We start from the raw sequence: 11,898 nt of genomic DNA on the forward strand, positions 1-11,898 counted from the left end.
GCCCGTCTACGCGCGCATGCGCCAGGAGGAGGCGCGTCACGCGAACGCCCGCGAGGCCGCCCAGGCGTCGGCCGACCTGCTGGCCGCACAGCTCGCGGAGCACGGCCTGACCTACGGCGAGTTCGTGTGGTCGCTGATCGTGGACCACCAGGAGGTCGCGGTCGCGCACTGACCAGCGTGGGCACGCGCGTCAAACCGGCGCATCGGGGAACAGGGTGGGGACATGTTCGCGATGCGCAGGAGGACGAGAGTGGACCCCAGGGTCGTGGTGGTGACCGGAGCGAGTGCCGGCGTGGGTCGTGCGACCGCGATCGAGTTCGCTCGTCGAGGCAGCAAGGTCGCGTTGCTGGCTCGCGGAGTCCGCGGTCTCGAGGCTGCGGCGCGCGACGTCGAGGCGGCCGGTGGCACGGCGCTGGCGATCCCCACCGACGTGGGCGACTACGACCAGGTCGAGGCTGCGGCGGCGCGGGTGGAGGCCGAGCTCGGTCCGATCGACGTCTGGGTCAACAACGCCTTCTCCGCAGTGTTCGCGCCCTTCACGAAGATCTCCATGGACGAGTTCCGTCGCACCACCGAGGTCACCTACCTCGGCTACGTGTACGGCACGAAGGCGGCGCTGGACCGGATGGTGCCCCGCGACCGCGGCACGCTGGTCCACATCGGCTCCGCGCTGTCCTACCGCGGCATCCCTCTGCAGAGCGCCTACTGCGGCGCCAAGCACGCGATCCAGGGTTTCCACGAGTCGTTGCGCTGCGAGCTCCTGCACGACGACAGCAACATCCGCACCACGATGGTCCAGCTGCCGGCGGTGAACACCCCGCAGTTCGACTGGGTGCTGAACAAGCTGCCCGAGCACCCGCAGCCGGTGCCGCCGATCTTCCAGCCCGAGGTGATCGCGCGCCAGGTCGTGTATGCCGCGGACCATCCCCAGCGTCGCGAGTACGTCGTGGGCGGCAGCGCGGTCGCCACGATCTTCGGCAACCGGGTGGCCGCCGGCGTGCTGGACCGCTACCTCGGCTTCACCGGCTACAAGTCGCAGCAGACCGGCGAGCCGGCCCGCCCGGACCAGCCCTCGAACCTCTGGGAGCCGGCCGACGGCGAGGACGGGCACGACTTCGGCGCGCACGGGTCGTTCGACGCCTCGGCGTCCAGCTCCTCCGCGCAGGCGCGCCTCACCCGCACGGGCCTGAGTCCCTTGCTGGTGAACCTCGGCGCGGCTGTGGGTGCGGGCGCGAAGATGGTGGCGGCCGACCCGAAGGCCTTCATGAAGGCCCTCCTGGCACGTCCGGCGTGACGTCGGGGCAGACTGCACGCGTGACCGAGACCGAGTGGTGGCGCTCCGCCGTCGTCTACCAGATCTACCCGCGCAGCTTCGCCGACAGCAACGGCGACGGCGTGGGTGATCTCGACGGCATCCGCGGCCACCTCGACCACCTCGCGACCCTCGGCGTGGACGTCGTCTGGCTCTCGCCGGTGTACCGGTCGCCGATGGACGACAACGGCTACGACATCAGCGACTACCAGAACATCGACCCGCTGTTCGGGTCGCTGGCGGACCTCGACGCGCTGGTCGACGAGGTCCACGCCCGCGGCATGAAGCTGGTGATGGACCTCGTCGTGAACCACACCTCCGACGAGCACCCGTGGTTCACCGAGTCGAGGTCGTCGAAGGACAACCCGAAGCGCGACTGGTACTGGTGGCGCCCCGCCCGCGACGGCACCGTCCCGGGTGAGCCGGGCTCGGAGCCGAACAACTGGGGCTCGTTCTTCTCCGGATCCGCGTGGGAGTACGACGAGACCACCGGCGAGTACTACCTGCACCTGTTCTCGCGCAAGCAGCCCGACCTCAACTGGGAGAACCCCGAGGTCCGCCAGGCGGTGTACTCGATGATGAGCTGGTGGCTCGCCCGCGGCATCGACGGCTTCCGCATGGACGTCATCAACCTGATCTCGAAGGACCCGGCGCTGCCGGACGGCGAGGTCCGGCCGGGGGAGGAGCACGGCCAGCTCGGCCGGTCGGTGATCGACGGTCCGCGGGTGCACGAGTTCCTCGCCGAGATGCACCGGGAGGTCTTCGCCCCCCTCGACCGCGAGCTGCTGCTCGTCGGCGAGACCCCCGGGGTGACGATCGAGGAGGCGCGAAAGTACACCGATCCCGCCAGCCGCGAGGTCGACATGGTCTTCCAGTTCGACCACGTGCAGGTCGACCGCGGCGCGTCCAAGTGGGACGTGCTGCCCTTCGACATGCGTGTCCTCCGCGCCGACCTCGTGCAGTGGCAGGAGGGGCTGGCCGAGGTCGGCTGGAACTCCCTCTACTGGGACAACCACGACCAGCCGCGTGCGGTCTCGCGCTTCGGTGACGACGGGGAGTGCCGGGTCGAGTCGGCCAAGCTGCTCGCGACGATCCTCCACCTCCAGCGCGGCACGCCGTACCTCTACCAGGGCGACGAGCTCGGGATGACGAACTACCCGTTCCGCACGATCGAGGAGTTCGACGACATCGAGTCGGTCAACTACTTCCACGAGTCCGTGCGGCAGGGCGAGGACCCCGACGACGTCCTCGCCCGGCTCCGGGCGATGAGCCGCGACAACGCCCGTACGCCGATGCAGTGGGACGACTCGCCGCAGGCCGGGTTCACGACGGGCACGCCGTGGCTGGCGGTGAACCCGAACCACGTGGAGATCAACGCTGCCCGCCAGGTCGGCGTGCCGGGGTCGGTGTTCGAGCACCACCGCGCGCTGATCGCGCTGCGCCACGAGGAGCCGGCGGTCGTGCACGGCGACTTCACGATGCTGGTCCCCGACGACGACCAGCTCTTCGCCTTCACCCGCCGTCACGAGGGCACCGAGATGGTCGTCGTCGCGAACTTCTCGGGCAAGCCGGCCGAGCTGCCCGGCGTCCTGGCCGACCGGTGCGAGGGCGCGGAGCTCGTGATCGGCGACCGGACCTCGACCGACCTGCTGCCGTGGGAGTCGCGGGTCTACCGACGCGCGGTCAGCTAGTCGACCAGGCCACCGTGCTCAGCAGCGCGAGCTCGGCCTTCCGGCTGTCCAGGCGGGTGTGCTGCACGACCACCGGCACGTCGCTGACCAGCACCGAGGCGTAGTCGGTGTCGCGGGGGACCGGCTCGGGGTCGGTCAGGTCGTTGAACCGCTGGTGCACGGTCCGGCGGGCCGGCACGGTGAACCGGTAGGGCCCGACCGGCTCCTGGTCGGTGAAGTAGAGCGTGACCTCGACGTGGGCGTCCTGGTCGCCGGCGTTGAGGACGCACGCGGTCTCGTGGCTCTCGAACGCGCGTCCGGAGCCGGTGCTGTCGCCGGGGATGTAACCCTCCGCGATCACCCACGTGGTGCTGCCGAGCGGGTCCATTCAGTCTCCTTCCGGGTGCAGGGCGTCGCTGAACGGGTCCTCGCGCCTCCGCAGCCAGCGGTAGCCGTGGCCGCCGAGCACGAACTTGACCGGGTCGTCTCCGGGAGGCGGGTACTCCCGGTCGGAGAGGACGTCGACGAGCCCCGAGAGGCGGACGTCGGCCAGCTCGCAGGTGACGTCCTCGCCGGCGAGGTTCACCGCCGCGACCAGGTGCCGGCCGTCGAGCTCGTGGCAGAGGCACAGCACGCTCGGTACGCCGGTCTCGAGCACGGTGCACGTGCCCGCGCCGATCTCCTCGGCCCCGAGGCGGGTTCTCGTCAGGTGGCTGACCTGCGCCATCAGGCTCTCGCGGTTGCACGCCTGGGCAGCCACGTTGACCCGCTCGTAGCCGAACCGGCCTCCGCTGATCGGCGCTGCGGCGAGCCGGTCGGCCGGAGCCAGCGAGAAGCCGCCGTTCTCCGCGTCGGTCCACTGCATCACCGTGCGGACCGCCTTGCGCTCGGGCCGGGACAGGTCCTCGCCCATGCCGATCTCGTCGCCGTACAGCAGCACCGGCGTGCCGGGCAGGCTCATCAGCAGGGCGTGGGCCATCGCGATGCGGCGGGTGTCACCGTCGAGCATCGGCGCCAGGCGCCGCCGGATCCCGCGGTCGTAGACCCGCATCTCGTCCTTCGGCGCGAACCGGTCGAGAACCTCGGCGCGGTCCTCCGTGCCGAGCTGCTCGAGGTCGAGCTCGTCGTGGTTGCGCAGGAACGTCGCGTACTGGCCGTGCCGGTGCGGCGTCGGGCGCCGGGCGATCGCTCGGGCCAGCGGCTCGGACTTCTCTCGAGCCAGGCTCAGGAAGGTGTTGTTGTTCAGCCAGAAGTCGATCAGCATCGAGAGCCGGTCGGGCGGGCCGATGTAGTCGGCGTACTTCTCGGGCGGCACGTCGACCTCTCCCAGGAGTACGGCGTCCGGGTGGTGGAGCGCGGCGAACTCGCGGAGCTCGGCGAGCAGCCAGTAGCCGTCGTCGCGCGGGTCGGCCGCCCGGGCGCGCTCGACCATGTAGGGCACCGCGTCGATGCGGAACCCCGAGACGCCCATACGGAGCCAGAACGCCATGATCCGGCGGATCTCCTCGCGCACCTTCGGGTTGCCGAGCTCGAGGTCCGGCTCGAAGTCGTAGAAGACGTGCCGGTAGAACTGCTGCGCCTCGTCGTCCCAGGTCCAGACGCTGTCCTCGACGGTCGGGAAGACCGGCTCCACGTCGGTGTCGTGGGGCTCGTCGGCCCAGACGTAGTAGTCCCGGTACGGCGACGTCCGGTCGCGGCGGGCCTCCTGGAACCAGCGGTGCTGGATCGAGGTGTGCTGCGGCACCAGGTCGACGATCACCCGCAGGCCCAGCGACTCGGCCTTGTTCAGCAGCATCGCCAGGTCGGCCACGTCGCCGAACCGTGGATCGACGGCGAGGTGGTCGGTCACGTCGTACCCGCCGTCGTCGTACGGGGACTGGTAGAAGGGCAGCAGCCAGATGCAGCTGGCTCCCAGGCCACGGATGTGCTCGAGCCGCTCGGTGACGCCACGCAGGTCGCCCCAGCCGTCGCCGTCGGAGTCCAGGAAGAACGCGACGTCGACCTGGTAGATCACCGCGTTGCGGTACCAGAGCGGCTGCATGGCCGCAGGTACCCCTGCGGCAGTGCGCCCATGCCACGCCCCAGCGGCGACAGCTCACTGACCGCCTCGACGCACCGGCTACGTGGGCCCCGTGGGTCTCGAACCCACAACCCGCGGATTAAAAGTCCGCTGCTCTGCCAATTGAGCTAGAGGCCCCGCGGGTCAGGCTTGTGGTGAGAACCCTCGGACAGTGCGACGGGTCCCACCAGCTTCACCGCGTGCCGAGGGTACCCGGTGAGGGCGGAGCGGTCTCAGCTCGCGACGGCGCGCACGACTTCCTGCTCGACCGGCTCGATGAGGATCCGGATCTGGCTCGACCCCGCGCACGGAAGGGCTCGGGCGCGCAACGGTGTGCGCAGCGCGCGCCCGGCGATCTGCACGGCCCAGCGCAGGTCGGCGAGCTGCTGGTCGGTCAGCCGATCGACCGTGGCGACCATCTGCCCGCAGCGGCGTACCGACTCCGCGACGCGGGAGACCAGAGCCTCGCGGTTCTCGTACGAGGGCGGTCCATCGACTCCCAGACCCATCTGGCCTCCTCCCGGTCCAGTTGCTTCGCCTGTCGAGGACCCGTCATGTCCTCCGCCTTCACATCGTCCGGATCGGCGGCAAGGTGAGACGAATCGGGCTGTCATCGGGATTCGAACATGAATCCATGGCCGGCCGGCGTGGCGCGTCGGTGGATCGCCGCAGGTGGCCGGTCGCGCGCACCGGGTACGGCACGCGACGACCGGCCGACCGAGGCGTCGTCAGACGACGCGGCCGTAGGTGACCGCCGACGTCCAGATCCGCTCCCGCTTCACCCGCTGGCCCGGGTACGGCGCGTGCACGATCGTGTGGTGGCCGGCGTAGATCGCCACGTGGTAGACGTGACCGCCGTCGTGGAAGAAGACCAGGTCGCCCGGACGGGCCTCGCGGGCCGAGATCCGTCGGGTCCAGCCCTGCTGCGCCGACGAGTTGTGCGGCAGGTGCTTGCCGGTGGCGATCCGGTAGGCGTAGGCGGTCAGGCCCGAGCAGTCGAACGCGTTGGGGCCGATCGCGCCGTACACGTACCGGTCACCGGACTGTGCCGCGGCGACCCGGAGGACGTGCAGGCCCTGCGCGGCGGTGATCGCGTGCCGGTGGTGGTGCCGGCGGTGGTGCCGGCGGTGGGCGGTCGTGGTGGCCGCCGCCAGCGAGAGGTCCGGGGCTGTGGCCTGGACGGGGGACGTCGCGGCGGGCGTCGACGTGGCGTCGGGCGCCGTGCTGCCGAACGTCGAGCCGCCGAGCACTGCCAGCGTGGCGACGGTGGCCGCCATCGTGGTGTTCAGGGCAGGGCGCAGCAATCCACGGGTCAGTGGGGACATGACAGTTCTCCTCGGTACGCCTGCGAAGGTCGACCTGTCGGATTAGGCCCCTTGGTTGGCCTCCACCGGTGCTGGTGGTTCACCCCGAGCCGCGGCACGTGGCCTCGGCGTCCTGCTTGGTTTCTCCGCCCTCGCCGCAATACGGCTTTCGCTCGGTCTGCACCTGGGCCCGCGGCGAGGTTCGGCGTGATCCAGGTCGCCCCACGGCTCTGGCACGCGGGGACTTCGCAATTCAGTGTGCAGACGCCCGCACGCTGCTCGGACGGCTCCCGGGGGCGCTGTGAGTCAGCCCACGGTCGATCGTGAGCGGCTTCACACGGGCTCCGGGCGCGGCACCGCGACAGCGGCGCAGCGATCGGCTACAGGACGACGCTCAGTCCGCGGACTCGGGACCGGCGGCCTGGTAGTGCTTCACGATCTCGACGAACTGGGTGGGATCGACCTGACGGGCAGAGATCGTGACGGGCTTGCCGCCGTCGCCGCGGAGCACCGCCTTCCAGGAGCGGGAGGACGGTCGGCCGCGGAAGGTGATCTCCGTGGCGGGGTCGCGCAGATCCCAGCCGAGCGTCCGGTTGCCCTCGGCGATCTCCAGCAGCCCGTTGCTGATCGACACGATCGGCGGCGACCAGCTCAGCAACGCCCACCACGACACCATGGCGAGCGAGGTCAGCCCGGCAGCACCGAGGACGGCGTCCTGCGTTCCCTCGGAGACGGCCCAGAAGATCGCGATGACGGCTCCGGCGGCGAACACGGTGAAGAGCGCACCGAAGACGTAGCTCATCACGTTGCCGGGCCGGAACTCGACGAAGCGGGGGACGGGCTCGGTGTCGGCCGGGCGCGGCGTACGGGCGTGCGTGGGTACGCCGCTGCGGGCCGCGGCGGGAAGGGGGCCCTCCGTGGACGGCGTCGACGGGCTCTCGGGGGCGCGACCCGGCGCGCGCGGTGCGGCGGCCTTCGCGGCCCGCTCGCGTGCCTGGCGCTCCCACTCGGCGCGCTCGGCGGCGATCCGCTCCTTCTCCGCGCGCTGCGCGGCGATCCGTTCCTGCTGCTCCTGGAAGGCCGCCAGTCGACGCTGCTCGCGCTCCTCGGCCTCCAGGCGCTGGCGCTCGGCCTGCTCCTCGGCGAGGCGCTCCTGCTCGCGCAGTGCGGCCTGACGGCGCTCCTCGAGCGCCGCGATGCGCTCGGCCTCGGTCTGCTCCCGCGCGAGCCGCTCGGCCTCGGCCTGTTCGGCGGCGGTCTGCTCGGCGGCCAGACGCTCGGCCTCGATCCGCTCCGCCTCGGCGCGCTCGGCGGCGATCTGCTCGGCCTCGGCCTGCTCCCGCGCGAGCCGCTCGGCCTCGGCCAGCTCGGCGGCGATCCGCTGCCGCTCGGCCATCGCGGCCTCGAGGCGGGCGTGCTCGGCCCGCTCGGCCGCGAGCCGCTCGGCCTCCGCCTGTTCGGCGGCGGTCTGCTCGGCGGCCAGACGCTCGGCCTCGATCCGCTCGGCCTCGGCCTGCCTCGGCCTCGGCGGCTCGGCCTCGGCCTGCTCGGCGGCGATCCGCTGCCGCTCGGCCATCTCGGCCTCGAGGCGGGCGTGCTCGGCCTGCTCGGCCGCGAGCCGCTCGGCGGCGATCCGCTCGGCCTCCGCCTGCTCCGCCGCAGCCCGCTCGGCCGCCAGCCGCTCGGCCTCGGCCTGCTCGGCGGCGATCCGCTCGGCCTCCGCCCTCTCGTGGGCGCGGCGCTCCTCCTCGACCCGCAGTGCTGCCAGGCGCTCTCGCTCGGCCTGCTCGGCCGCGGATCGGATCGCCTCGAGGCGCTCACGCTCCGCCTGCTCGGCCGCACGCCGCTCCGCCTCGAGCCTGACCTGCTCCAGCCGCGCGTCCTCGGCGTGCTGGGCGGCGGCCCGTTCGGCCTCGATCCGCTCGGCCTCGGCGCGCTCGGCGGCCAGTCGCTGCTCCTCGGCCTCGATCGCCGCGCGACGCAGGTTCTCCAGGCGCGTCTCCTCGGCGTGCTGGGCGGCGGCCCGTTCGGCCTCGATCCGCTCGGCCTCGGCGCGCTCGGCCGCCAGTCGCTGCTCCTCGATGGCCAGCGCGGCGAGCCGGAGGCCCTCGATGCGGGCCTCCTCGGCGTGCTGGGCGGCAGCCCGCTCGGCCTCGATCCGCTCGGACTCCGCGCGCTCCGCAGCGAGGCGTTGCTCCTCGGCCTCGATCGCGGCGATCCGCGCCGCCTCGAGCCGCTCGGCCTCCGCCTGCTCGGCGGCGAGCCGCTCCGCCTCGAGGCGCTCGGCCTCGGCGGCCTCGGCGGCCAGCCGGACCTGCTCGGCGTGGAGCGCGGCCCGACGAGCCCGCTCGCGGTCGGCGGCCTCCTGGCGTGCCCGCTCGAGGCGCTCGGCCTCGGCGCGCTCGAGCGCAGCCTGCTCGGCCGCGCGGAGCTCCTCCTCGACCTTGAGGGCGGCGAGCCGGGCCTCCTCGCGCCGCTGCGCTGCCTCACGGATGGCCTGGAGCCGCGCGCGCTCGGCCTGCTCCGCCGCGAGCCGCTCCTGCTCGGCCCGTGCGGCGGCCTGGCGGGCGATCTCGGCCGCCTCGGCCGCGACCCGCTGGCGCTCGGCCTCGTCGGCAGCGGCCCGTTCCCGGTCGGACTGCTCCGCCGCGAGACGCTGCTCCTCGGCCAGGCGGGCCGCGTGCTGCTCCGCCTCGGCCGCGGTCTGCTCCGCGGCGAGACGGTCAGCCTCCGCCTGCTCGGCCGCCCGCTCGGCAGCCACCTGCTCGTCCTCGGCCAGGTCGGCTGCCTGCTGGGCGGCGAGGCGCTCCTCCTCGGCCCGCTGCGCCGCCAGGCGCGCGCGCTCGGCCATCTCGGCCTCGTCGCGCTCCCGGTCCAGCCGGCGACGCTCGGCGCTCTCCGCCGCGAGCCGCTCGTGCTCGCTGGCCTCCGCCTCCGCGACCTGCGGATCCAGGTAGGCCGTGAGGAAGTCGGCCGGGGGCTCGCCGCCGTCGACCTCGAGGTCCCAGCGGGGGTCGTCGACGACGTGCTCGACCGGGGCCGCCTGCCCGGAGTCGTCGAGCGGCACGTCCAGGTAGGTCCCGAGGAACTCGGTCGGTTCGTCGGTCGGCGTCGCGACGAGCTGATCGGTGGTGTCGTGCACGGCGGGAGCGAGCTCTGCGGACACAGGCGCGGAGTCGTCGTCGACCTGCTCGGCCGCCGGGGCCTCGACCGTCGCCTCGACCGGGTCGGTGCCGCGACGGCCGGCCTTGCGCCGACCGCGGCGACGTCCGGCACGGCGTACGCCGGCCTCGGGCGCCTCCGTGGGCTCCTCGGTCGTTGCTCCCTCGTCGACGGCGTCGTGCAGCTCACCCGCCGTGCGCTCGGTGATCGCCGGCCAATCACCGGTCGCCCAGGGCTGCTCGGCGAAGTCCTGGGCCAACGTGGTCACGCGGGGCTCGTCGTCGGCCGGCGTCGGCTCATCGGCCGGAGCATCTCCGTCGCTGGCCTCGTCCGGGGCCGGCTCGTCCGTGGGCGCCGTCGGAGCGTCCGCGCCACGGTTGCGGGCGAGCCTTCCGAGCAGCCGGCGGCGAGGCGCGACCTCGTCGAACGCGTCGCCGTCGTCGATGGAGAGACTGAGCACGGCGAGCGGATCGCGGGACTCCTCGTCCGCGTCCGAAGGGGCGGTGGCGCGCTCGGCGCCGTCCTCCTCCTCGACCTCCTCCAGGCCGTCGGAGGCGATCCGGAGCGGATCGATCAGCTCGGTGTCAGCAGGCACGCCGAGCCGGGGGTCGAGCTCGTCGGCGGAAGCGGATCGCGTGCGGCGAATACGTGCCACGACCCCACCCCTTCCTCGTTCCTGCGATGCCCTGGTCTCCGCCCGCTCGTGCGCGCAGAACCCTTGCACGTCTCCGGCTCGCGCGTCGGCGGTTCGCGACGAATTGTCGCATCCCTGCTCCCGATATCCACCCAACGAGCCAGGGCACGAATCGGCACGCTCCGAGCGCGCTCGGGCGCCCGAGCGCCGAAGCCCGGTACGGCGCGCCGTACCGGTTGACCCGGCAACCCTGCGGTCGCCTCGCTCCGGGTCCGATCCGCGGCGATCCACACGAAGTCGGCCGCACCCATGTGACAAGGGGGACCGAGTTGGTACTGTCGGTCCTGCAGATGCAAGTTCCAGCAGTACACCAACGCTTGTTGGAGTTTGTGATCCAACGGCGTTTCTTCTCTTGACGAGGCGGGACGACGTATCACTGCATCTGCGCTGAGACAACCGAGGTGGTCGTCTCTCGCCCAATAAGGAGAAACAGCAGCATGGCTCAAGGCACCGTGAAGTGGTTCAACGCTGAGAAGGGCTTCGGATTCATCGCCCAGGAGAACGGCGGCGACGACGTCTTCGTTCACTACTCGGCCATCCAGACCCAGGGCTACAAGTCGCTCGACGAGAACCAGAAGGTCGAGTTCGACGTCACGCAGGGCCCGAAGGGCCCGCAGGCGGAGAACGTCCGCCCCATCTGATCGAGTAGACCAGCGCAAGGGGCTTCGACCATTCGGTCGGAGCCCCTTGTGTTTTGGGTGTAGGAAGTTTCCACGACAGTGGCGGGGGCACACTGGCAGCAATCGCGAAGGCCGGGGGAGAGACGAGGGAAGGCACGTCGTGTCCACTGACCCGTTCGACGTCGAGCTCGAAGACCCCGAGCTCCTCGACGAGGTCGGCCTGACCGCCAGTCTGATGGTGGCCGCGAACCAGTCCGACGGCCCGCTCCCTCTGGCGGAGATCGACCGCCTCCTCGGCCTCGGCTGATCCCGCTGCAGGCCCGCGCCGACCGCGCAGCGGGACCGGTACGCTCAGGCGTGGCCTGCCCGGCGCCGAGGTCGGGTCCCGGCTTGCCGGGCGGTGCGGTCCACCGCCTAGCATGTGTGCCGTTCTGATCCTGCTCTCCAGGAGTTCACCGTGGCGTTGAGGTTCAAGCCAGTCGACACTGCCTTCTACACCCTGTTGACGACGTCGGCGACGCACCTCGTCGACGGCGCCGCGCTCCTGGCGGAGATGCTGGGTGACGGCAACGATCGGCAGGGGATCGCCGCGCGCATGCGCGACGCCGAGCATCACGCCGACGAGACCACCCACGAGATCATCCGGCGGGTCAACAGCACGTTCGTCACGCCGTTCGACCGCGAGGACATCTACTCCCTCGCGTCCGGCCTGGACGACGTCATGGACTTCATGGAGGAGGCCGTCGACCTGACCCTCCTCTACGAGGTCGAGAGTCTTCCCGCCGAGCTCGCCGAGCAGGTCGAGGTGCTGCAGCGGTGTGCCGAGCTCACCGCGGAGTCGTTGCCGCGGCTGCAGGCGATGAAGGACCTCGAGGAGTACTGGATCGAGATCAACCGCCTCGAGAACGCCGGCGACAAGAGCTACCGGCGCATCCTCGCCAAGCTCTTCAGCGGGTCGTACGAGGCCCTCGAGGTGCTCAAGCTCAAGGACATCGTGGACTCGCTCGAGCACGCCATCGACGCCTTCGAGCGGGTGGCGAACATCATCGAGCAGATCCACGTCAAGGAGTCCTGACC

The 11,898-nt window shown here is 71.8% G+C and carries 10 protein-coding genes and 1 tRNA gene; 5 read left to right on the forward strand and 6 right to left on the reverse strand.

Annotated elements, in window-relative coordinates; translation table 11 throughout:
• Nucleotides 1-250 precede the first annotated feature (250 nt).
• Nucleotides 251-1,294 carry an SDR family oxidoreductase gene (locus EFL26_RS09955; RefSeq protein ID WP_221176922.1) on the forward strand — a complete coding sequence of 348 codons (1,044 nt, stop codon included), beginning with the start codon at nucleotides 251-253 and terminating at the stop codon, nucleotides 1,292-1,294.
• Nucleotides 1,295-1,314: 20 nt separating this feature from the next.
• The gene (locus EFL26_RS09960; RefSeq protein ID WP_123222748.1) at nucleotides 1,315-3,003 is read left to right on the forward strand and encodes a glycoside hydrolase family 13 protein; all 1,689 of its coding nucleotides are present in this window, start codon (nucleotides 1,315-1,317) and stop codon (nucleotides 3,001-3,003) included.
• On the opposite strand, the gene EFL26_RS09965 is transcribed toward EFL26_RS09960, so the two are convergent.
• The 6 genes from EFL26_RS09965 to EFL26_RS24890 all read right to left on the reverse strand — a co-directional run bounded on the left by EFL26_RS09965 (nucleotide 2,996) and on the right by EFL26_RS24890 (nucleotide 10,162).
• Nucleotides 2,996-3,370, reverse strand: coding sequence for a sensory rhodopsin transducer (locus tag EFL26_RS09965; protein ID WP_123222749.1), 375 nt, complete (start codon nucleotides 3,368-3,370; stop codon nucleotides 2,996-2,998). The genes EFL26_RS09960 and EFL26_RS09965 overlap by 8 nt on opposite strands.
• Nucleotides 3,371-5,023 (reverse strand): alpha-amylase family protein, encoded by a 1,653-nt coding sequence (locus EFL26_RS09970; RefSeq protein WP_123222750.1) that lies wholly within the window; start codon nucleotides 5,021-5,023, stop codon nucleotides 3,371-3,373.
• Between the two features lie 83 nt (nucleotides 5,024-5,106).
• Nucleotides 5,107-5,179 (reverse strand) — tRNA-Lys (locus tag EFL26_RS09975).
• Nucleotides 5,180-5,274: 95 nt separating this feature from the next.
• The gene (locus EFL26_RS09980) at nucleotides 5,275-5,550 is read right to left on the reverse strand and encodes a hypothetical protein (protein ID WP_123222751.1); all 276 of its coding nucleotides are present in this window, start codon (nucleotides 5,548-5,550) and stop codon (nucleotides 5,275-5,277) included.
• A gap of 219 nt (nucleotides 5,551-5,769) precedes the next feature.
• Entirely contained in the window at nucleotides 5,770-6,366 is a 597-nt protein-coding gene (locus tag EFL26_RS09985) for a C40 family peptidase (protein ID WP_148046674.1), read from the reverse strand.
• 373 nt (nucleotides 6,367-6,739) lie between these two features.
• Nucleotides 6,740-10,162: a coiled-coil domain-containing protein gene (locus tag EFL26_RS24890; RefSeq protein WP_148046675.1), complete on the reverse strand. Its 3,423-nt coding sequence runs from the start codon at nucleotides 10,160-10,162 to the stop codon at nucleotides 6,740-6,742.
• Nucleotides 10,163-10,638: 476 nt separating this feature from the next.
• Between EFL26_RS24890 and EFL26_RS09995 the strand changes: the two genes are divergently transcribed.
• The 3 genes from EFL26_RS09995 to EFL26_RS10000 all read left to right on the forward strand — a co-directional run bounded on the left by EFL26_RS09995 (nucleotide 10,639) and on the right by EFL26_RS10000 (nucleotide 11,896).
• Entirely contained in the window at nucleotides 10,639-10,842 is a 204-nt protein-coding gene (locus tag EFL26_RS09995; RefSeq protein ID WP_123222754.1) for a cold-shock protein, read from the forward strand.
• Between the two features lie 139 nt (nucleotides 10,843-10,981).
• Nucleotides 10,982-11,128: a hypothetical protein gene (locus EFL26_RS24190; RefSeq protein ID WP_183408128.1), complete on the forward strand. Its 147-nt coding sequence runs from the start codon at nucleotides 10,982-10,984 to the stop codon at nucleotides 11,126-11,128.
• Between the two features lie 150 nt (nucleotides 11,129-11,278).
• A complete protein-coding gene (locus EFL26_RS10000) occupies nucleotides 11,279-11,896 on the forward strand; it encodes a DUF47 domain-containing protein (RefSeq protein WP_123222755.1) in 618 nt (205 codons plus the stop codon).
• Nucleotides 11,897-11,898: the final 2 nt, after the last annotated feature.

This window comes from Nocardioides pocheonensis (assembly GCF_003725535.1).
GTDB lineage: Bacteria > Actinomycetota > Actinomycetes > Propionibacteriales > Nocardioidaceae > Marmoricola > Marmoricola pocheonensis.